This window comes from Micromonospora antibiotica, from assembly GCF_017599305.1.
Taxonomy (GTDB): domain Bacteria; phylum Actinomycetota; class Actinomycetes; order Mycobacteriales; family Micromonosporaceae; genus Micromonospora; species Micromonospora antibiotica.
This window is the reverse complement of the sequence record NZ_JAGFWR010000040.1, coordinates 1-21,748: the sequence shown is the minus strand read 5'-3', so window position 1 is coordinate 21,748 and position 21,748 is coordinate 1. Positions and strand designations below refer to the sequence as shown.

The window sequence follows — 21,748 nt, the reverse complement described above, 5'->3', positions numbered from 1 at the left end:
GGCTCACTTACCGACGGGCGGTGGAGTGCGTGAGAGGGACGCGGTCAGTGGATGGGCAGATCAGCTGTGCGGCGGGTAGGGATTGTCCTGGATGTAGAGCCAGGTGCCGTTCAGTTGCTGGCGGACGATGTCGCAAAAGTTCCCCGAGAAGCTCACCCGGGTGCCGTCGGGCCCGTCCTGTTCGAGTGTGTAGGTGCCCATCACGGACGCTGAACGGCCAATCACCTTGTTTCCGACGCGTGTTCCGCCGGCCTCCACGATCTGGAGCGGGCTCACCTGGAGGATCGGGTCTGATTCGAACCACTCGACGTAGAATGCGCGAATGGCGGCATGCCCGCGAATGACCGATCCGTCCCAGTCGATGATGGCTGCCTCGCGCTCCTGGAGCGCGACGATCCCGTCCACGTCCTTCGCCACGATCCGCTGACCGAGGAGATTGATCAGCTCGGCGGGGCTCTGGGCGCCGGCCTGGAGGGCGGCGGTGTTGGTGGCGGGGGTCGGCACGGCGGTGGTGGTCGGCGCGACGAATCCGGGCACGCGGGCATGCGCCCGGTGGTCGACGGAGTGATTCGCGTGTGTCTGCTGGGGATTGTTCGTGTCGGTTTGGCCATAGGCGGAGTTGGCCCCGAAGAGCGTGCCGGCGGCCAGCAGGATGCCGCCGGCGGCGACAATGGGTATCGTGCGCTTGATTTCGTGCATGACTGTCTCCCCCTAATTGGAAGTGGTTACTAGGGTTTGAGTCGCTCATCTGACCGTCATTTACGGGCACGTTTCATGGTCCCCGGTTTGTCGTTCCGGCGGCCTGATGGCATTGATACAACAGCCCACATCTGGCTCTGTCAAGACGCATTAAGCTCGGGCGGCGACAATATTTCAACATCATGAATCGCTTGGTGGGACGTTGTGCTGCTGACTCGTGCTTACTACCAGCCAAAACGCGAACCCTCGATTTTCTCCTTCCGGAAGGATGCCCCCAAAACGCGCCGGCCGAAGTTGTCGACTACAGTTGCGGATCTTGGACTCATGGTGGCCTCGCGGCGTTTTGCGAATTCCTTCGGCGCAGGTGATGTCACGTGTCGTGAACCGGGCATAAATACCGGATGACGACAGCCAGGCTGGAACTCAGATGAGAGTGATGGTCCGATTCGGACGGTGCCGCCGGTGTGCTGTCACGGCCTGGCTCCCCGCCCCTGCCGCCGCCCGAGGGGCCGACCGGTACCCGGTCGGCCCCGCCCGCACGACGTCCGCTAGTGCCCCGAGCCGCTGCGCAGTGGGTGGCTCGCTGCCCCGGTGCCCACCCCGGGGCGGCAGGCCGCGACCTGCCGGGGCCTGCGGACGGCGGTGCGGGCATCGGGTGCCGTTGCGCGCTGCACCGTGCGGAACGCGTGGGCGAGCATGCACGTGGTGATCGTGTGGTGCCATGCGGTCCAGGTGCGCACCTGGTACTGGTCGAGACCGATCAGTTCGTCGCCGGGTTGCTCCGGCTGCCCCGCGCGGTGTCGCCGCTCCGCCGCACCGATCAGGACGGACGCGGGTGTGCGTCGGCGCGCGTGGGCCACGAAGTAGGCGACATCGTGCGGGTTGTCGACCGACCGCCGCACCATGAGCGACTGGGCGAACCCGCGGGTGGGGACCTCGCCACCGACCAGCAGGCTGCCGCCGAGCCCGACGAGCGCCCAGTCGTGCGTGCGTCCAGTCGCCCGTTCGGTCCGGCGGTGCCAGTAACTGTCGGCGATGTGGCCGAGGATCTGTTCGGGGCCGGTCGTGGTGGACGACCTGGTCGCACCGACCCTGATCAGGGGTAGCGTCGCCGGCACGGCCGCGATGTACGGCAGGGCGCGCTGCACGCACCAGTCCCGGACCTGCGGATGTTGGGCGTATCCGTCGTCGAGGCTGACCCAGCTGAACGGCACCGCCGCATCCACTGCCTCCGCCAGCAGCTCGACGGCCTGCTCCGGCCGGGAGGCGTACGCGACGTCGGCGGGGATGCCCGCCTTCGTGCGGCGCACCGAGTCGGCGATCCAGGTACGCGGCAGGTGGAGCCGATGCCCGACGTACGCCGTCCCGGCGGGCGCGGCGTACGCCAGCATGACCGCGACCTGGCAGTTCTCGATGCGGTTGGTGAGCGTGCAGTGCTGCGGCCCCACCCCGACGGACTTGTCACCCCGCTTGATCACCTGGGCGTCGCGGATGACGAGCATGGCGTCCGGGTCACCCAGGTGCTCGATGACGTACGAGCGGACCTCGGCCTCCAGGGCGTCGGCGCTCCACGCGCCCCGCGACAACAGCGCCTGCATTCGGCCCGGGTGGCTGTGCCCGGCCCGTTCGGACAAGGACCAGCAGTTCTTTTTCGGCAGGTCCGACAGCAGCCCTTCGACCAGGTCGTGGAAGACGACGCGGGGCTCGGGGCGGGCGAACACGTGCCCGACACGGTCCGTCAGTTGTCGCAGTCGCGACGCCCAGCCGGGGGGCAGGCTCTTGGCCACCAGGGTCACCCAATCTGCCAGCTGCCCGCGCCGGACGAACCGGCACGAGCAGCGAGCGTGGCGAGGTCGGCTCAGGCGACGGCGGTGCCCTCGAGCTCGACCAGCTGGCCGGGGATCGCCAGGCGCGTCACCCCGAGCATCGTCGTGGTCGGCGCGACACCCGCAGACCCCAGTCGCCCGGCGAGCACGCCGTAGTGGGGGAACAGTTGGTCGACGTCGGTGGTGTAGACGTTCAAGCGGATGAGGTTCGCCAGGGTCATGCCCGCTTCCTTCAGCACGGCCTCCAGGTTGTCGACGCACAGCGCGAGCTGTGCGGCGATGTCGCCGTCGTGCTCGGGCTTGCCCTCCGGGCTCATCGACGTCTGCCCCGAGACGTACAGCGTCCGGGTCTGACCAGAAACGACTTCACCCTGGTTGAAGCCCATCTCGAGGGACCAGTTCACCGGGTTGACCGCGATACGCTCTGCTGCCACAGTTACTCCCTAGACTCAATTGAGGACGAGCTCGGTCGAGGACGCGTTCGTCCCGCCGCCCGAACAGGCGGCATGTCGAGCTCCTGCCGACGAGTGTCACAAGTAATCACGACACCCTGTGTCAGGTATTCCGGGCGGTCCCTGGCTAGAGTTGTCCCGTGCGCGCCGATCGGCTTGTCTCGCTGATGCTGCTCCTCCGCCAGCGTGGTCAGCTGACCGTCGACACCTTGGCGCGGGAACTCGAGGTCTCCACGCGTACGGTGCTGCGCGACGTCGAAGCGCTGTCCGCCGCCGGCGTGCCCGTCTACACCGAGCGCGGCCGCCACGGAGGCGTCGCTCTGCTACCCGGCTTTCGTGCCGAGCTCACCGGCCTCAACCACGACGAGACGCTGGCCCTGGTGACCGCTGCCTCCGCCCGGGGTGAACAGGTCTTCGGTCTCGGTGCCGCCCTCTCCTCGGCCATCCGCAAGGTCGTGGACGCGCTGCCCGACGGCCACCAGATCACCGTCAGCGACGCGGCCCAACGGCTACTCGTGGAGCCGGAGACCGATCTGCTATCCCGCCGGCAGGCTGCCCGAGACGTCCCTGACAGCACCATGTTGACTGTCCGGCGTGCCGTGGTCGCCGGTAACCGGCTGCGAATCCACTACGCGGCCCGTGACCAGAGCCCACTGTGGCGCACGGTCGACCCGGTTGGCCTGGTAACCGTCCGCGACCGGATGTATCTGCTCGCGACCCGCAACGGCGAGGACCGCACCTACCGGCTGTCCCGGATGCTGGCCGCCGAGGAACTTGACGAACGGGCGCAGCGCACCGATCACATCGATCTCGACTTACTCTGGAAGCAGCGGTGCGCCCAGTTCCTGTCCGCCGACCACATCTCAGTGTCGGTCAGGGTCGCCCCGATGTGGCGTGAGGAACTACTGGCCAGTGCCGTGGCCGTTCGGGCCGAAGAGCCCGACACGGACGGCTGGCTGCGCCTCAACGTCACCTTCGAGAACCTGCGGCATGCCATCTGGGCCGTATGGCAACTCGGCGCCGATGCGGAGGCACTCTCCCCGCCCTCCCTCCGGGCTGCTCTGGGCTGCCGGGCGGCGACGATCGCCGGCCTCTATGACAACTCCCGGGACGCCCATCGTCACGCGAGTGCTGCCCCGTCCCCGGGCGACCGGTGACAGTACGGGTGTGAGCGGGCCCGGCAGTGCTTTGTTTGGTTCGGTGGCGTTCGGTGGCGGCAGAGGGGGCAGAACCCGAGCGACAGATCCGGGTGTCCGATCATCATGGGCTGGATGGCTGGTGTCGAACGATCCGGTGTCGGGACGTGCGCGTTGACAGCGCTCGCAGGTCGGTCTTCGGGGTCAGATCTCGCTGTCGTCGAGTTGGCGCAGCGTGCCGTCCGGCATCATGCGGTGGCGCCGTGGCGGTTCCATCCTCTGCAGGATTCGTTCCATCAGGTCGTCGCGTTCCGCCTGTTCCCGGCCGGTTGGGTCGGCGACGTGGAAGCCGTGCAGGGGAACATCGAACGGGTCGATGTCGTCCGGGTCGGGTCGGCCCTCGAGGGTGAAGCCGAAGAACGCGCGTAGGGCCTGCTCGCCCAGGTCCAACGGGTGGAAGGCAAGAGGGTACGGATCCTCGGAGAGCACGGGCTCGACGGGATGTTCGCCCGCCCAATATGGCATTTCGAAGTCGTAGGGTTCGCCGATGTTCTCCCCGATGCCGGCGACCGGCGAGATGCTCAGCGAGCGGAGGAGCTCGCCGTTCTCCCACACCGCGAAGCACAGCGAGTCGGAGGCCGAGTGCATGCCGTGCATGATGATCCGCCGGCCCTCTGCGGCGCGCAGCAGCCAGGTAGGTATCTGTGATGGGAGATCACAGACGAGCCGGCGGTCGCAGAACAGCTCGGCACCAGCCAGGACGGTCGCATAACTGGTGTCGTCCGGCGGACAACTGTGGTCACCGAGCGAACCGTCACCGATCGGTGTCACCTCGGAGCCGGGATGCATCCCGCGCACAAGGTCGATGACCTCCGCTGGGCGTGACCGGACCGCTCCCCGCAGAGCAGGGCGCAGACCACCCTCGGTGAAAGCGAGCAGTGCGGTACGCGCACCCATCGGTCGTCCGCCCCCAGCGCCAAATGATCATTGCAGACTACACCGCAGACTACACCCAACTTTCGCCCCGGCGAGGCGGCTACAGGCCGTCCACGCTCAACGCCACGCAGCGGTATCCGCTTCCCGATAAGACCAGGCATTCTTTCGATCGGCCGACTGCGAGGTCAGGGGCATGTCCGTGCGTCGATTCGATGTGCGTCGGGTGAGCGATCTCTGGTGGGTTCGCCGGGCTGCCAGGATGTTGTTACGTCGGGTACAGCCGGGTTTGTGTGCTCGCGATCCGCGCTGTCTGTTCTTCCTGGACATGACGGGCCACGCGTAGGAAGTCGAGGATGGTGGCGAGTTGCTCGGACGTGTATCGGCCTAGCGCCTCGGAACCCGCGACGCCGACCGGCGCGTAGATCTGGCGTTCGGCGCCACGGGCGGCATCGGTGGCCGCGACGAGGACCCGCCGCCTGTTGTGCGGGTCCGCGATCCGGTCGGCGAGTCCGGCGCGCTGGAGGCGGTCGATGACCGTGGTCGTGGCGGCCGGGCTGAGGCTTAGCGCATTGCTCAGCTCTCCGGCCGACAGCGGCTTGTCGCCCTCCAGTAGCAGGTCCAGTGCCCGCAGATCCGTGCGGTTGATCTCCAGCGCGGCGGCTGTGGCCTCGTCGAACGCGTCGATGCTCTGCTGCAGCAGCCGCAGATGCGTGGCTACGAGACCAACCAACTCACGTTTCGACATTCGAATCTTTCTGCTATCGTAATCTTCGACGACTTGATCCTACCCGATGGGAGGCACCCATGAACGTCAACGACCGCGCGATTCGCGCCTTGTTCGACCGCCTCATGAAGGCATGGACAGACAACGACGCGGTCGCCTACGCGGACTGCTTCACCGAAGACTCCGACTACGTCTCCTACGACGGAACCCGGGCAGTCGGCCGCGTACCGATGCAAGAAGCCCACGACCGGCTCTTCCGTGGCGTGCTTGCCGGATCCGCGCTCGTCGGTGGCATCGAATCGATCCGCTACGTCAGCCCGGACGTCGCGGTGATCCACGGCACCGCATCGGTCCTGATGCCCTGGCGATCGACGCTGCCCAAGCGGCGACTGTCCCGGCAGACCTTGGTCGCCATCCGTGCCCAGGACGGCTGGCGGTTCACTGCACTGCACAACGGCCGCGTCAGGCCGATCACTATCCCCGCCCCCGACTCCGCGCCCTCCCGCATGGCGCAGGCCATGGGGAGGCTAGCTCGCGGCCTCGGCGTCAGCCGCCGCGTCACGACGACCTGAACGGCAGCCCTCCCGGAGCGGGATCTCCGGCGTCGCGGACAGCATGGGTAACACAGAGCGTGACGGCCCTGCAGGCGTGCGATCAGCTCACCGAAGAGTTGCGGACCTCCGCGCAGCGGTCGCAGTTGTCGGCACCGACTGTCGGCCCCGGTAGCCCGCACGGCGGGCGCAGGATCCGCCGACCGAAGCGGGGGTTACGGTGGATAATTAACAATCTGACGATGAGGCTGCAAATGATCAATGTCCAGGAGTTCGCGCGACGGCTGAGTACTCTCGGCGCTGATGCGTTCACCAGTGATGACGTCGTGGACCTGGCGACTGCGGCCGATGTCCGCATCAACGCCGACGTCGAGATCGACGCCACCCTGGCGCAGCGCTTGCTCGACCAGATCTCGCCCACCCTGCCGGTCACCGGGGCCCAGCTCGCGGCGTCGCAATGGCCGCCGCCGGAGTCTTCCCGTCCTGCAGTGCCTTCGGTGTCGTTCTCCAGCCCTGGTGCCGTCGACGGACCGGCTGATCAGCCGACCCGACGCCGCAGTTCTGGGTCTGCGGGTAGAGGTCGGCGACCCGGCTCCCGACGAACTGGCAGGTGAAACCGTAGTCCCAGCTTCTTCAGCAACCGCCAGACCGCTCGCCGCAGCCGTCGACTACGACGCGAGCTGCGAACCCCACTCTCGCCGCCATCATCGGCTGAACGTCGTCCCCTGTCCGGCTCCGTGCGCCCGGGCAGGCTCGGCGTCACGATGATCCCGGTAAGCATGCGGATCGCGGCATGTGCGCGTGCGCGACCTGGAGTGCGGGTGATCGACGGGGGCCTGTCGGCGGCACGGGGTATGCGGATGGTTCATGGTGGTGGCCGTGGAGATCGAGTTCGTCACGGGGGATATCACCGCGGAGCGGGTGGATGCGATCGTCAATGCGGCGAATTCGTCGTTGCTGGGTGGTGGCGGGGTGGACGGTACGATCCACCGTAGGGGTGGCCCGGCGATCCTGGACGAATGCCGCGCGTTGCGGGCCAGCCGGTTCGGCCGGGGCCTGCCGGTCGGGCGGGCCGTGGCGACGACTGCGGGCCGCCTTCCGGACGGGTCCAGACACGCAGGATCGTCCACACGGTCATCGGCCTGAGAGCCGCCCGCCGTATCCGCCCAGCGGGCTTCGCGGTCATGTCGCGCATCGGCACGAGCTGACGTGGATTCGTCCGGTTGCCATTAAGGCTTCTATAACCCTCGCCGCCGGCACAGCCGCCTGGGTAGCGCCAGCCCCGACACCTACGAGAAGATCCACCAAGAATCCCTGGCAAACATCGAGGCGTCCGACCCATAGGGGTCACTGCATGGCTGCCTATACACTACGGCGCCCCCGAGCGAGACCGCGACGGCGTGCACCGTCCGATGTGGGCGACTATCCGAAGGGGACGCCGCGTGCCGTGGGAGTTGGAGATCCATACGATCGACATCGGTGTGGGTGAGGCCAGCCTGATCATCGCCGAGGATCCGGCGGTACCCGGCTCGCGCAGGTCGATCCTGATCGACGGTGGGCTGTCGGCGGCTGCGGCTCTGACACACGATTATGTCGTCGCCACCCTGCCGCCCGGGACCGGTCCGGATGTCCTGCTGGTCACCCACTACGACAAGGACCATTCGCACGGGATCTCCAGCCTCCTGTTCGCCGACAACCTTTCCGTCCTGTGTGACGGTGTAGGAGCGATCGTCGGGGCGCTGATCGGCGGTGGTGCGGCGCTCACGCAGGAGGAGGCCGCGGCCAAGGCGGCCTGCGCGACGGTCGGCATCCTGTACGGGTCGTGGGGGGCGAACGTCAACTCCATCGATGCGACGGTGAACGCTCTCACCGCAGCGAACGTCAACCTCTTGAACCCGGTTCAGGCCGCCGCGCGGGGAGTGGCCAGTGCGGAGGCGGTTGGGGTCGGTTGGGGTGGCCACGTCACGTTGATTACCAGCAAAGCTTGGCGCAAGGACGCCGGTCTGGCGGCCGGCGCGGCCGTGGCAGCTTTGCTCGCCATGGCGAATCCACCGACTGTCGCCCAGGTGCGTGCAGCGGTCACGGCCGCCGTGTTCCCGGGACTGGCCCGGACGGTCCCGAACGATGGACGGTTCGAGACGGGCGGAATCTATCGCAACACGCGGATCGTCGACATCGGCGATGCGCGCACCGCGCCCACCCCCTATGCGAAGGCGGTCGCGGGTGAGCTGATGAGCAGCACGTCGATGCACCTGCAGATACCCGGCGTGAACCGGCAGCGGACCGGCTTCGCTCCGACGCTGGGCGACGAGCTGTTCTGGAACGGCGTCGCACCCCCGGCGGCCCCCGCCAACGCCCCGTACGCAGTCCTGGTCTCGGGTCCGGTACCGCATGCCGGGGCAATCGCCAGCGTGTGGCAGGGGGTCGGTGTGGCGCCGCAGGTCATCCACGCCGGGCAGCTCGACAACAGGATGAGCATCGGCCTGGTCGTGCAGTTCAACGACTTCCGCTACTTCACCGCCGGGGACCTGCCCTTCCATAGCGAGGATCAGCTGGCGACGGCGCTGATGGTGGCGGGCCAGCCGCTGCCGGACGGTGCCGGCGGCTTGTTGCCGGCGCTGGCGGCAGCGCCCTGGGTGACGGCCTTCAAGGCCAGCCACCATGGTGCGGAGACGTCCACCAGCGACAACTTCCTGAACTTCCTGAGACCGAAGACCGCGATCATCTCCTGTGGCCGGGAGTACGGACATCCGTTCCAGACGATGATCGACCGGCTGGAAGATCCCAACGCCTCGATCGAGTTCTACTTCCTGACGAACTGCCGCTTTCCCAGGGTAGGCATCCGGGCATCGCCGGCAGCTGACAAAGGCCCGGCCCGAGTGCCGGGGCCTGCGTACGCCCAGAACGTTGCACTCAACTGGTCACGTATCTCGGGCGACAACGACGACAACAACGGTGCCCTCGGGCGGGACAGGGGCAATATCGTCCTGCGGATCGACCAGGCGGGCAGCACCGCGATGGTGGGGCACCGGACGTACACCACGACGTACTGGGAGCACTATCCGACGGCCATGGCCGTCGCGGGTCCGACCGTGGTGACGACCCAGTGGTGAGCACGCCGCGCCGGCTCGCGGACGGGCGGAGAAGGAGCGCGACGTGAGCGAACTGGACGCGCTGTACCGGCACCTGGAGTCGATGGGGCGCACGGTCACCCTCGCCGCGGACGACTCCGCACTGCCCGTGCAGCTGGCCGAGTTCCTGCGCACGATGCCGAACGGTGTCCTGGAGCTGATTGCGGGCGACGACGGGATCAGCCTGTCCGGGCAGGTGCTCACCATCTCCGGCGACACCTCGGCGTCCTGGCCGATCGAGGGCCTCGGCCCGGCGGGTGCCGGCCCGGTGCGCCTGACCCACGCCTCGGTCACCCTGACCGGCACGACCGGCCCTGGCAGTACCGGTAGCGCTGCCGGCCTTACGGTGACCGGCGCGGCGTCCGGCGTCCTGGACCTCGACGGGCCGGTCGCGGTGACGCTGGTGTCGACCCGGGAGCAGTCCGCCGCCGGCACCGTAGCGGCCTGGCGGCTCGGCGTGCCCGCGACGACACGGCTACCGCTGCCCACGTTGCTGGCCCTCGGCGTCGGTGGGAGCGGTCGGGCCGCGGTCCTGCCGGTCCCGCCGCAGACGCTGGTCGGCACCGCCTCGGTCGAGCCCTCGCAGCTACACCTGACCTTCTACCCGGGCCGGGCACACCGGCCGCAACTGGTGTTCACCGCGAGCCTGCCCGACGCCCGGTGGACGGTCGTACCCTCGGTCCTGGCGTTCGACGACGTCACCGTTCGGGGTGACGTCGGCCCGGCCCAGTACCAGATCATGCTCAGCAGCCTCGTCACGATCGGGGACCTGCCGGTCGAGGTCGCCATCGGGGTGGTCCCGGGCAGGCGGTGGACCGCTTCGCTGCAGCCGTCCGGGACGACGGCCTTCCCCGGCCTGGCCGCACTGGCCGGATGGCTCGGTGGTGCGCAGCGCGGCACGGCGGCGGCCGTCGAACTGGCCTCGCTGCGTGGCGACGGACCGGGACTGGGCGTCGGCGGGCTGGACGCGGCGATCCGCAGGGTCACCATGACGTTCGACGCCGCGACCGGGCAGCTGCCATCGGTGCAGGTCGTCAGCCTGCTGACCCTCGGTGTGCTGCGGTTGGACGTCGCGGCGAGCCTGCCGGAACTGGAGATCACGGGGCAGCTGTACGAGCAGACGCCGGTCGGGGTGGCCGATCTGCTCGATTCGCTCGGGCTGCCCTCGGCGGACCTGCCGCGGGCGCTGACCGTCAGCGAAGCCTTCTTCCTGGCCCGGCCCCGGGCCGGGCGGTACGCGGTCGACCTCACGCTCAGCGACGTGTGGCAGATCGGCCCCGTCGCGCTGCGCCGGGTCTCGGTCGGCGTCGCCTACCAGTCGTCGTCGGGCCTGTCCGGGTACATCGAGGCGGTGCTGAGCTTCGGGCCGTCGATCAACGTGCTGTTGGAGGCCGCGTACGAGGGGGCGGCGGAAGGCTGGCGGTTCGTCGGATCGACCGGTGCCGGGGACATCCTCCCGGTCGGCGACCTCCTCAGCTCCCTCGCCGCCGACTTCGGCATCACCGAGGTGCCCGATGTGCTGCGCCACCTCGCCCTCGTCGAGGTGGCGGCGAGTGTGACGACCGGCACCGGTGCCTTCACGTTCTCCTGCACCGGTGCCTTCACCGTGGCCGGCGCCCCGGCGCAGCTGCGCGTCGACGTCGCGCTCGACCCGGTGCCGGCGGGCCAGCCGAGCGGCGCGGAACCGCCGGACCCGGCGACCACGGTCGGCACCGCGGGATTCACGGCCCGGTACAGCGCGACCCTGACGATCGGTCGGATGGCCTGCGCGGTGACGCTCAACCTCCGCGACGGCCGCAGCAGCACGAGCGTCGACGCGCACTGGACGGCCGACCCGCAGCAGCCCCCGTTGTCCCTCACCGACGTGGCTGTGGGTCTCGACCTGCCGGTGCCGGAGCTTCCGCCCGGGCTCGACCTGACGCTGACCGCCGCGGACCTGACCTACGACCCGACCTCCCGGCAGCTGATGATCGGCGCCCGGTCGGCGGCCCACGGCGCAGCGGTCTTCGTGGCGCTGCCCGCCGCACCGGATGCCGACGGGTCGACGCGGTATCTGGCCGCGGTGTCCGTCGGGGATCCGATCGGGCTGTCCGACCTGCCGGTGATCGGTGCGGCCCTCGGGGACGCCGAGACCTGCGCGGTCGAGCAGCTCCAGGTGATCGTGTCGGACGCCCGGATTCTCCCGCAGACCGTGGTCGAGGCGAACGGGCTCATCCGGGAGGGCTATCCGAGGTTCCCGGAGCAGGGCACGGCCGCGGCCCTCGCCTTCTCCGCCGTGCTGCGCTTCGGCGCGCAGCGCATCCCGATCGCCCTCGGCGCCGGCCAGGCCGCCGGTCCCGGCACCCCCACGGATCCGGCGACCGCGCCGGTCGGTTCCACCGTCGGCCAGTCGTCCGGGCAGGGTGGCGTGGTCGCCGCCGCGCCGACCGACGCGGACGGCACCGTGTGGTTCACCGTGCAGAAGGCCTTCGGACCGGTCACCATCGCCCGGGTCGGCGCCCGGTACCGCGACGCGGCCCTCTGGTTCGTCCTGGACGGCTCGCTGGAGGCCGACGGCCTGTCCCTGGCCCTGCAGGGTGCCTCGATCGGGGTGCCGGTGGCCGGCTTCGTGCCGCGGTTCGACGTGCGCGGCCTGGCACTGTCCTACGTGAACGCGCCGCTGGCGATCCTCGGCGGGTTCACCTCGGTACCGCCGACGGACGGTGCCACCTTCCGGTACGACGGCGGCGCCGCGGTCTCGATGCCGTCCTGGGGCGCGCTGGCCTACGGCTCGTACACCGAGGTCGACGGGGAACCGTCGATGTTCCTGTTCCTGCGGGCCGCCGGAACGTTCGGGGGTCCGCCCGCGTTCTCGGTCACCGCGCTGGCGGCGGGTTTCGGCTACAACTCCACGATCCGACTGCCCGCGGTCACCGAGGTGGCCGGCTTCCCGCTGGTCGCCGGGCTCGGCGCGCAGGATGCGGACGGCTCACCGGCGCAGGCGCTGGCCGCTCTCACCGGCGGGCCGCAGCCCTGGCTCAGCCCTGCGCCGGGGCAGACCTGGCTGGCTGCCGGGGTGCGCTTCCACACGTACCGGCAGTTCGACACGACCGCCCTGCTGGCCGTCGAGTTCGGCAACGCGCTGACGGTCCTGCTGCTCGGCGTGACCACGGCCCGCTTTCCGTCGACCGGCGCGGCCCGCCCGTACGCGCAGCTGCAGCTTGAGCTCCGTAGTGTGCTGCGGCCCGGCGAGGGGATCGTCGCCCTGTCCGCGGCGCTGACCCGCAACTCGTACCTGCTCGACCCGGCTTGCGTCCTGACCGGCGGCTTCGCGTTCTACGCCTGGTTCGGTGAGCACCGCAACGCCGGCGACTTCGCGGTCACCATCGGTGGCTACCACCCCGCGTTCGACGCGCCGAAGCACTACCCGGTCGTACCACGGGTCGGCTTCACCTGGTCGCTGGACGCGGCGGTACGCATCTCCGGCACCGCCTACTTCGCGCTGACCCCGTCGGCGATCATGGCCGGTGGGACGCTGGACGTGCGCTATCACGACGGCAGCCTGACCGCATGGTTCACGGCCCAGGCCGATCTGCTGGTCGCGTGGGCGCCGTTCCGGTTCCGGACCCGGATCGGGGTCAGCGTCGGGATCGAGTACACGGCGAACCTGCTGTTCACGGCGAAGACCCTGCACCTGGAGGCGGGCGCGGAGCTGAAGCTGTGGGGTCCGCCGACCGGCGGGACGGTCACCGTCCGGCTGTGGGTCGTCACCTTCACGGTGGCCTTCGGCGCCACGGCTGACACCGCCGATCCGGCGGTGACCCGGCTGGACTGGGCCGGGTTCCAGGAACTGCTGCCGGCCGCCACGGCGAGCACGACCTTCACTGCGGCGGCCGGACTGGCCGCGCCGCAGACCGGCTCGACTGACTCAGCCGGGCCGGAGCCCTGGCCGGTGCGCGCCGACGGCTTCGCCGTGACGCTGCGCAACGCGGTGCCGGTCAGCCGGATTCTGCTCGGCTCCACGACGCAGACCGCGGCGGTGTCCGGGCCGCCGGTGGACGTCAGGCCCCTGGGCCGCACCGGCCTGACGGTGCGGCAGCGGGTGACGCTACGGCGCACGTCCGGCGGCACGTCCGGCGAGATCGACCTGACCGCGACCGGCTGGCACGCTGCCGGCGTCGCCTCGGACGTTCCCACGGCGCTGTGGGGCACCGGCGACGGTTCGACACTCGACCCCGGCGGCGCGCAGCTGGTCCCTGATCGGCTGACCGGTCTGACCCTCACCGCACCGCCTGCGGTCGCGGGGTGGACCGGCGGCCCGGTCGACGCGGCCGGCACCCTAGGCGTCGCGCGGATCACGGCCGACGACGCGCTGCCGCTGACCGCCGCCGCCGAGCCGGTCGGTGCGGTGGCGACGCACTCCGGCGCGGTCGGCGCGATCGCGGCGCAGATCGCCGGCCCGGCCGCGAAGGCGGCGCGCGCCGAGCTGTTCGCCGCGCTCGGCATCCTCGGCGTCGCGCCATCGGCCGACGGCCCGGTCGACGCCTTCGCGGCGGACGCCGGGACGCTGTTCACCGACGAGCCGATGCTGACCGGGACCGCGCCCTGAACGGGCCGGCACGGCGACCCAGTGTGAGAGAGGAACGTCGATGAGCGAGCCGCTGCCGCCGGGCTCCGTGCAGTTCTACGACGGGTACCGCCCGGGCCTGGACGCGGGGACCTACGAGCTGTCCGCCGTGCAGAGCGTCGACGGCGTGGACACCGGAACGTACTTCGGGCCGCGCACCCAGACGTTCACCGTCGATGCCCCGCGCTTCGTGCTCGACGCCGGCGACGTCGGTGAGGTGTACCCACCGGCGAACAGCTCCGGCGACTTCGGCGCCACCCTGCCCTCGATCGTCCTCAACCGGCGCACCCTGCCCTGGGAGCGGCACCCCGGTGCCGAATCGAGCGACAGTGCCGAGCCCTGGCTGGCGCTGCTGGTGCTGCGCGCCGACGAGTTGCCGCCCGGCCCGGCGCTGCACACGGGGACCGTGGCGCAGTTCCTGGACGTCTCCGACCCCCACGAACGTCCGCCGGCCATCGCCGCCGACACGCTGTCGGCGCAGGTCCTCGCGACGGAGATGACCAGCCTGAGCCTGCACCGGCGGCTGTTCACCGCCATCGCACCGGCCGTCGGTGAGGCGCGGCTGCTGGCACACGTGCGGCGCACGGACACCGCGTCGCGCGCGGCCGGGCAGGCGGACCGGGACGGCTGGCACGCCGTCGTCGTCGCCAACCGCCGGCCCACCCCGCCGCCCGGCAGCGGCACCGGTTCGGCCCACCTCGCCTGCCTGATCTCGCTCGAAGGCCTCGCCGTCGACCTGCCGGGTGTTGGTGGCACCCCGGCGGACGGTGGGGACGGTGGGGACGTCCGGCTGCGGCTGGCGGTGCTCGCGTCATGGTCGTTCACGTCGAACCCGGCCGGTGGCGGTGACATCGGCCGGCTGCTGGCCGGTCTGGCCCCTGCCCCGTCCGCCGGGCCCGAGGCGCTCCTGCCGCGGATCCCGGTGCCGCCGTCGGCACCGCCGTCCGCGGCGCTGACCCGGCTTCGGCAGGGCTTCGCGGCGCTGGACTACCGGCTGCCCACCGGCGAGCAGACCTTCGCCTGGTACCGGGGGCCGTTCACGCCGTACCCGGCACAGCCGCTGCCCGGCCCGACCGACGGCACCCCGCACTACGCGACCGCCTCCGAGGTGACCGTCTACTCGCAGTCCGACGGCGTCTTCGACGTCTCCTACGCGGTGGCGTTCGAGGCCGGCCGGCTCGCGGCGCTGGCCGACCGTGGCTTTGCCGTGGCGATGGTCAACGCCCGCCGTTCGGCGTTCCAGATCGTGACCACGCTCCAGTCTCGGGCAGGCTCGCCGCTGTTCGCCAACCTCAGGCCCGCGCTACCGGTGCCGCCTGCTCCCACGCCGCCACCCCGTCCGGAGGTGAGCGCCGCCGACCTGCTCGCCGTCCGCAGCCGCAACGCGTTCGGGGAACTGCTGGCCGGTGGCATGGGCGACCAGCTGACTTCGGCACTCACCGGCCCGCCCGCACCGCCGAGCCCGCCGATGGTGGTGTCGCCGGGCACCGCCGCCGCAGCGGTCATCGCGGGTCTGCTGCCACCACCGTCGGCGCTGTACCTCGGCGGCGGTGGCTTCGACGAGGGCGTCGATGCGGCAGACCTGACTTCGGCCGAGCCGGTCGATCCGCCGGCCCCGCCGCGACCGTCCGACCCGGACCTGCCGACCGGCTTCATCCCCGGCCGTCCCGGCTGGCCCGGCCGGGACGGGCTCGACCCGGTCGAGCAGCTGCGATACCTGCTCTCCCGCACCGACGTCCAGGACCTGCTCGCCGACCACGCGCGCGGCCCGGCCGTCGACCCGGCCACCGGCTGGCTGGCCGAACTGGCACTGCTGCACCAGATCCCGTTCCGGCACCTGATCCCGGACGAACGCATGCTGCCGGTCGAGTCGATGCGGTTCTTCTACCTCGACAGCGGCTGGATCGCGGCCCTGATCGACGGTGCGCTGAGCATCGGCGTCGAAGGCAGCCGCGACCTGGAGCTGCACCAGGCGATGAGCCGGCCGCTGGTCGAGGTCGTCGCGGCGAAGGTGGGTGCGGTACGCGCGGACCGCCGGAACCGGCCGGACCTGGCGGTACCCACCGGCGGGGCCGAGGCCGCCGGGACCGGTGCCTCCACGGCGGCCGGCCTGGCCACCCCGCCCACGCCCCCCACCCCGACCACACCGCAGGGGCCGCCCGGCTCCGGGGGCCTGCCGGGCATTCCCGGCAGGCCGGACCGCCCCGACCCCGGCCCCGACGTCATCCCCCTGTCACCGCAGCGCACGGGACTGCTGCTGCGCTCGGCCGTGGTCGCCGGCTGGCCCGGCCTGGCCGTCGAGGCCAGCGCCGGCGGCCGGCCGGTGCCGCTGCTGCGGCTGGACCGGCTCTCCGACACCGTGCTGCTGGCGCTCTTCGACAGCGTGCCGGACACGGTGACGCTGACCGAACCCTGGCACGGTCTGCACTTCGGCTTTGCCGGTGGCGGTGGCAACGACGAGGGTGGCGGTGGCGGGCTGGTTCTGCGCCGACCCGACGGCACCCAGCTGAACGCCCGGTTCCCGGCCGCCGGTCAGCCCGACCTGCACACCGCCTTCACCCGCCCGGATGATCCGTCGGTCCTGCGGGTGCGGGACCTCGCTGACGCCCTGCAGGCCCGGCTGGGGGAGTTGCTGCCCGGCACCGCGGTACCGATGGGTCCCGCCCTGTTCGCCACCGAACTCCTCGCGTCGGCGCATCAGCTCACCTTCCACCACACCGCCCCAGTGCCGAGAGAGACGTGAGCCCGGTGGACACCACCCTGCTGGTCCCGATCCAGCTTCAAGCCCTCCAGGTCAACCCGGGTGTGCGCGCTCAGGGCTTCCGGCGGTGGCGGATGGACTACACCCAGCTGCCCGGCTTCGGCTCGCCCGAACCCGACGCGTTCGCCGAGCCCCGGCTGGACTGGGCCGGTGACGCCGACAGCGACGGGGTGCACCTGCAGTGGGTCCTGCCCGCCGCGATGCGCACCGGGCACCACGACGCGGCGGACGGCACGACGGCATATCCGCTGGTGCCGAACCGCTGGCTGGTCGTCCGTACCGCGACGCGAGCGGATCGGGCGCCCGGCGACCGGATCCGGAGCCGAGGGTGGGTCGTCGAGAGCGACCACCTCGGTCCGGACGGAGCCTCGCCGTACCTCGACCCGACGGCCCGGACGCCGACGCCGACCCGGATCGGCCGGGTGCTGCCCCTGGCCGGCTGGCGCGAGCCGGCCGAGCGTCCGGCGCCTTTCCTGACCGCGGTCGCACCCGGCAACATCACGTTCGCCGCCTATCAGCCGCACGCCGTCGGGGTGTTCTCGCTGCACGACCCGGCGGACGACGTCGAGGACGGGTCCACGCTGTCCTATGTGGTCGTCGGCTGGTACGCCGACCCCGCGTCGGACGTACTGGCCCCGGCCCACCAGCCCGCCGGCTTCGCCGCCCGGCTGGCCGAGCTGGGCTGGTCCGCCGTCCCGGACCCGGCCGGGCGCGTCGCCGGCACGACCGTCTGCCACGGCGCGATCCGCGCCCTGCCCTACTCGCGGACGTTCACCGCGCCGCGCCCGGCCCCGGCCGCGATGGCAGTCGGCAACACCTCCGTCGACGCCGTGTCCGCCCTCATCCGCGACCGGGCCGACCGGCAGCCCGACGCCGGACTCGACCCGGATCTGCTCGAAGCCTTCCAGTACGACCTGTTGCACACCCTCGACGATCCGGACGGCCCGGCGCTGCTCGCCACCCGCATCCACGACGCCTGGTTCACGGCCCGCCCCGGCGGATCGGTGTGGCAGGTGGTCGCGGCGCAGCCCGACGGCGACGGGCCGCCGGCCGAGCCGAGCACCGCCGACCCGGACTGGCTCGCCGAGCTGAACCGGGCGCAGGCCCGCTACGATCTCGCCGCCCGCCGGCTGGCCGCGCTGCAACGCGAGCTGTACGAGCTGTGGTGGAAGCGCGGCCGGTACAACGCCCTGTATCACCGTCCCGAGGGCCTGACCGACGACCGGTTCGCCGCAGAACTCGACCCTGGCCGGCCGGAGAGCCTGGCTGGCCGCGTCGCGGCGCTGCACCGTGAGGTCGAACGGGCCCGGGCGGACGTGCCGTGGGGCACCTCGCAGCAGGAGCTGGCGGCCGCGATGGACGCCTACACCGCGCGGCACCCACTGCCCCCGCGCACCGTGCTCAAGCGCGCCGACCTGCCGTCGTTCCGCAGCGCGGCCGACCCGGTAGTGGTGATCGCGGGCGTACGGGCGGGCACGTTCGACGAGAATCTCGGCACCGGCGCGGACGGGCTGCTGCCGTGCCGCTTCGCCGATCAGCTGGTCACCGCGCTGACCCTGCCGCTGGCCGGGCTGGTCGGACCGGACGGCCGGCTGCCGGACGGCTCGGCGCCCGGCCCGATCCCGCCGCCCGGAGTGCAGATCCCGGTGAACGCGAGCGACGTCGCGGGCTCGCCGGGGATCGTGTCTCTGACCGACCAGCACGGCGGGGTTCCGGTGGCAGCGGCGTTCGTCGCCCTTCAGACGGAGGCGTACCTCCTCGACCCGGCCCACGCCGCCGAGGTGGCCGCCATCGCCGCCGAGCGGGTGGGGCTGCCATGGGCGACGGCCGAGCTGACCGCCGCCGCCGAGCAGCTCATGGCGGCCGGCTCCGGTGTGACCGGGACACTGCCGGCGATCCTGCCGCAGCGCTGGTCGCAGCCCTGGGCGCCGCTGTTTTTGGAATGGCAGACGACCTACTACCCGCTGCCGCTGGACACGCTGTGGACCTTCGACGGGACCTCGTACGATGCGAGCTGGCGCACCACCTGGACGTACCCCGGACCCCGCCCCGGGCAGATTCCCGGGCACCCGTTCAGCATCAGCGGCCGCAGTCTGCTGACACCGCAGCCCTCGGCCACCTTCAAGGCCCGCCTGGACACCTACCTGACCACGCTGCCGGAGCCCACGCGGACCGCGCTGTCGTCCTTCGCCGCCTCCGTCGACGCGTGGGACCTGCTGTCCCAGGCGCTGAGCGGCTTCAACGAGCAGTTGGCCCTGCGTGATCCGGCGAGCCTGCGCACCCCGGACGCCGCCGACGTGGACCCGGCGACCGGCCTGAGCATCGCCGAGCTGATCGGCGGCGGTGGTGTCGCGATGCCGATGGTCGACGGGCCGGTGACCTACGGCCCGCCCGAGCCTGGCGGGTTCCAGGCCCTGCGCGCGGGCCAGTTCGCCTTCGCCCAGGTCAGGGTGGTTGACCGGTTCGGGCAGAGCATCGACGTGTACGACATCGGCCTCGCTGGCGCGCTCACCCCGACCATCGCGCCGGGGCTGGTGCCGCAGCAGTCGATCAACACCGGGGTGGCGACCTTCATCCAGCTGCCGCCGCGGCTGCTGGAGCCGGCGCGGCTCGACGTCGGCTTCGCACCGGGCGGACCCGGTCGACCGAGCCGACCGGGCGAGGACGCCCCGGCCGCCGCCGACGTGGTGTGCGCCTGGATCGTGCCCAGCCCGCTCGACGAGGCCCTCGCCTGCTACGCCCCGGACGGCACCGCCCTGGGTGAGCTGACCGAGACGGCCGGCCTGACCGGGCCGCAGATCTCGTGGCTGCCCGCCCCGGGCTCGGCCTGCGCCACCCTCGACCTGCTCACCGGGGACTTCCCGGTGCTGGCCGGTTTCCTGCGCGGCCTCACCGTCGCCGGCCCGGCGGCCTTCGCCGACCTGCTGCGCACCGTCGACGCCACGCTGTGGACCATCGACCCGCCCGGCTGCGGCGACGAGACCTACCTGGCGGCCCTGGCCGGCCGCCCGCTCGCCCTGGTCTGTGCCACGCTGTACGGCAGGTCGGCCAGGCCGCCGCGCACCGACCCGCAGTGGCCGCACACCTTCGACCCGGTCCCGTCGCCGGTGTCCGCCCACGCCTTCCCGGTGCGGGTCGGCGACGCGGCGCTGCGCGGCGACGGCCTGATCGGCTACCTTTCCGTCCCGGACGGCGGGCACTTCCAGGCGGCCTACCGACCGGCCGGCCTGATTACCGACTACGTCCGGCCGATCGGCCCGGACTCGTTCCCGGCGGTCAGGTTCGATGACGCGTCACGCACCGACCTCATCGTGCTGATGGACCCCCGGCTGCCCGTCCACCTGGTCACCGACATCCTGCCGGTGACTACCCTGACCCTGCCGCAACGCATGGTCGCCGACGCGATGGTGGCAATGGCGCTGACCGTCCGCTTCGGCCCGCTTCTGACCGACCTGCAACCCTCGGCCGCGGGGCCCGCGATCGTGCTCGCCCGGCCTCCGCAGGTCGACGGCACCTGGTCCTGGTCCGAACGGGACGGCGCCGGCGTCACCACCTTCGACATCGCCCCGGCCGACGGCGCCGCCCGTTTCCCCGGCACCCCGCCGACCGTACGCAGCGGCTGGCTGCGGCTGCACGGCGGCGTGCGCCCACCGCAGTAGTGACGGGCACAGCCGGCTCGGCTCCTAAACCGGGCGGGGAGGACTGAGCCTGCGGACGACCGATGACTGCTGGCCTGCGGGCCGCTGGACCTTGCTGCCCAGCGCCCGCACCTGCCGAGACTGCTCAGCTGATCTTCGCGGTCGGGTTCACCGCCGGCCTGTGCACTGCCGCACCGATCTGTGGGCGGTGGCGGCGGGCGTGGATCGGGCGCGGCAGAAGACTGCGGCTGCCGACCGGACGGTTGCATTATGAGGGCGTGTGACAAGGGTGGCCGGGACTCTGGTCCGGTCGTCTTTTCAGTTGCTCCCGGATGCCCAGTGGTCGTTGTCCGAGGGGATGCTCCGGCAACCGACGGGCCGCCCGGGTCGGAGGGGAACGGCCGGCGACGTATGATCGCGGTGGTGGTGAAGCGTCAGCCCGAGATCCCTTCGCCGATGTGAGGAGGGGTCAGGATGTTCGGTTGGAAGAAGAAGCTCGACGATGCGATGGCGCAGCTCAGGCCCGACCTGAGTCGGGAATCGCTGGGCGTCGGGCCCGATTTCCCGGGCGTCGCCCCGAACCCCCTCCTGAGCGGTGATGCACGGAAGCGCAATGCGGAATTGCGTACGGGGGCGCTTGCGCTCGGCGTTCTCGTCGACTGGCGGGAGGTGAACAGCAACCCTCGCGTGGTCCTGATGTTCGACGTGGAGACCGCCGAGGGCATCTCGTTCCGCGGTATCGCAGACGAAGACCTCACGATCACCGAGCTCACCAGACTCGCCCCGGGGCAGACGTTGCCCGTGCGCTACCGGCCGGCCGTCATGGACCACTACGTCGCCCTTGCCCGGGACGCGGACCCAGCCCGTGTGCAGCAACTCTCCGGCGAGATCGCGAGCCGTAAGCGGACCTGACCCGAAGCCTGATCCGCCACCGCATCCTCCTCGGACAACAGTACGCTCCGTCACCACCGAGTGTGCGGCAGGCCCGTTATCCGTGCAGTTCCGGATTGACGAATGGCTGGCCCGCGGGACACGGGCCAGCCATTTCGATGGTTCCGCAGTGCCGATGTCGGCGTCATGTGCTGATCAGTCGACACAACTGCAGTCCGGTGTCCATTCTGATCATGTGGCCCCGAGGGGGCCCGACTACGAGGACCTCCTGCTCCAGGGCCCCGGCAAAGTCAGGTGATGCCGAGTAGTGCCAGTGGGCGGGTGCTGTCGCGGGCGTGATGTCGGTTGGCGGCGGCGATGTTGGTGATCCCGGTTAGGCGTAGGGCGCTGATGGCGG

At 71.1% G+C, this 21,748-nt stretch carries 14 protein-coding genes; 9 read left to right on the top strand and 5 right to left on the bottom strand.

Annotated features, from left to right (window positions below; translation table 11 throughout):
* Positions 1 to 60 precede the first annotated feature (60 nt).
* The 3 genes from JQN83_RS31895 to JQN83_RS31885 all read right to left on the bottom strand — a co-directional run bounded on the left by JQN83_RS31895 (position 61) and on the right by JQN83_RS31885 (position 2,959).
* The gene (locus JQN83_RS31895; protein WP_208570864.1) at positions 61 to 699 is read right to left on the bottom strand and encodes a YybH family protein; all 639 of its coding nucleotides are present in this window, start codon (positions 697 to 699) and stop codon (positions 61 to 63) included.
* 548 nt (positions 700 to 1,247) lie between these two features.
* Positions 1,248 to 2,495 (bottom strand): IS701 family transposase, encoded by a 1,248-nt coding sequence (locus JQN83_RS31890; RefSeq protein ID WP_208570863.1) that lies wholly within the window; start codon positions 2,493 to 2,495, stop codon positions 1,248 to 1,250.
* A 62-nt stretch (positions 2,496 to 2,557) separates the two neighbouring features.
* A complete protein-coding gene (locus JQN83_RS31885) occupies positions 2,558 to 2,959 on the bottom strand; it encodes a RidA family protein (protein ID WP_307799997.1) in 402 nt (133 codons plus the stop codon).
* A gap of 158 nt (positions 2,960 to 3,117) precedes the next feature.
* Here JQN83_RS31885 and JQN83_RS31880 point away from each other — a divergent pair, with 158 nt between their 5' ends.
* Positions 3,118 to 4,134, top strand: coding sequence for a helix-turn-helix transcriptional regulator (locus JQN83_RS31880; protein WP_208570862.1), 1,017 nt, complete (start codon positions 3,118 to 3,120; stop codon positions 4,132 to 4,134).
* A gap of 183 nt (positions 4,135 to 4,317) precedes the next feature.
* Here JQN83_RS31880 and JQN83_RS31875 read toward each other — a convergent pair whose 3' ends face one another.
* Positions 4,318 to 5,070: a DUF6928 family protein gene (locus tag JQN83_RS31875; protein WP_208570861.1), complete on the bottom strand. Its 753-nt coding sequence runs from the start codon at positions 5,068 to 5,070 to the stop codon at positions 4,318 to 4,320.
* Positions 5,071 to 5,314: 244 nt separating this feature from the next.
* Complete coding sequence (locus JQN83_RS31870) at positions 5,315 to 5,794, bottom strand: MarR family winged helix-turn-helix transcriptional regulator (RefSeq protein WP_208570860.1); 480 nt, start codon at positions 5,792 to 5,794, stop codon at positions 5,315 to 5,317.
* Between the two features lie 59 nt (positions 5,795 to 5,853).
* On the opposite strand from JQN83_RS31870, the gene JQN83_RS31865 reads away from it, so the two are divergent.
* From JQN83_RS31865 to JQN83_RS31830, 8 genes are all read left to right on the top strand, one after another.
* On the top strand, positions 5,854 to 6,345 hold the full coding sequence (locus JQN83_RS31865; protein WP_208570859.1) for an SgcJ/EcaC family oxidoreductase: 492 nt from the start codon (positions 5,854 to 5,856) through the stop codon (positions 6,343 to 6,345).
* 221 nt (positions 6,346 to 6,566) lie between these two features.
* Positions 6,567 to 6,938: a hypothetical protein gene (locus JQN83_RS31860; protein WP_208570858.1), complete on the top strand. Its 372-nt coding sequence runs from the start codon at positions 6,567 to 6,569 to the stop codon at positions 6,936 to 6,938.
* A 265-nt stretch (positions 6,939 to 7,203) separates the two neighbouring features.
* Positions 7,204 to 7,470 (top strand): macro domain-containing protein, encoded by a 267-nt coding sequence (locus JQN83_RS31855; RefSeq protein WP_372444193.1) that lies wholly within the window; start codon positions 7,204 to 7,206, stop codon positions 7,468 to 7,470.
* 296 nt (positions 7,471 to 7,766) lie between these two features.
* Positions 7,767 to 9,437 carry a ComEC/Rec2 family competence protein gene (locus JQN83_RS31850; protein WP_208570857.1) on the top strand — a complete coding sequence of 557 codons (1,671 nt, stop codon included), beginning with the start codon at positions 7,767 to 7,769 and terminating at the stop codon, positions 9,435 to 9,437.
* 43 nt (positions 9,438 to 9,480) lie between these two features.
* Positions 9,481 to 14,043: a DUF6603 domain-containing protein gene (locus tag JQN83_RS31845; RefSeq protein WP_208570856.1), complete on the top strand. Its 4,563-nt coding sequence runs from the start codon at positions 9,481 to 9,483 to the stop codon at positions 14,041 to 14,043.
* 40 nt (positions 14,044 to 14,083) lie between these two features.
* Positions 14,084 to 16,804 carry a hypothetical protein gene (locus tag JQN83_RS31840; RefSeq protein WP_208570855.1) on the top strand — a complete coding sequence of 907 codons (2,721 nt, stop codon included), beginning with the start codon at positions 14,084 to 14,086 and terminating at the stop codon, positions 16,802 to 16,804.
* Between the two features lie 5 nt (positions 16,805 to 16,809).
* The gene (locus tag JQN83_RS31835; RefSeq protein WP_208570854.1) at positions 16,810 to 20,481 is read left to right on the top strand and encodes a hypothetical protein; all 3,672 of its coding nucleotides are present in this window, start codon (positions 16,810 to 16,812) and stop codon (positions 20,479 to 20,481) included.
* A gap of 453 nt (positions 20,482 to 20,934) precedes the next feature.
* Entirely contained in the window at positions 20,935 to 21,372 is a 438-nt protein-coding gene (locus tag JQN83_RS31830; protein ID WP_208570853.1) for a hypothetical protein, read from the top strand.
* The last annotated feature ends 376 nt before the right edge of the window (positions 21,373 to 21,748 follow it).

What these genes read in the sequence shown, in the direction of transcription:
- JQN83_RS31840 (WP_208570855.1), top strand. Translation starts at nt 14,084, where the DNA reads ATGAGCGAGCCGCTGCCGCCGGGCTCCGTGCAGTTCTACGACGGGTAC.
- JQN83_RS31875 (WP_208570861.1), bottom strand. Translation starts at nt 5,070, where the DNA reads ATGGGTGCGCGTACCGCACTGCTCGCTTTCACCGAGGGTGGTCTGCGC.
- JQN83_RS31860 (WP_208570858.1), top strand. Translation starts at nt 6,567, where the DNA reads ATGAGGCTGCAAATGATCAATGTCCAGGAGTTCGCGCGACGGCTGAGT.
- JQN83_RS31830 (WP_208570853.1), top strand. Translation starts at nt 20,935, where the DNA reads ATGTTCGGTTGGAAGAAGAAGCTCGACGATGCGATGGCGCAGCTCAGG.
- JQN83_RS31895 (WP_208570864.1), bottom strand. Translation starts at nt 699, where the DNA reads ATGCACGAAATCAAGCGCACGATACCCATTGTCGCCGCCGGCGGCATC.
- JQN83_RS31870 (WP_208570860.1), bottom strand. Translation starts at nt 5,794, where the DNA reads ATGTCGAAACGTGAGTTGGTTGGTCTCGTAGCCACGCATCTGCGGCTG.
- JQN83_RS31865 (WP_208570859.1), top strand. Translation starts at nt 5,854, where the DNA reads ATGAACGTCAACGACCGCGCGATTCGCGCCTTGTTCGACCGCCTCATG.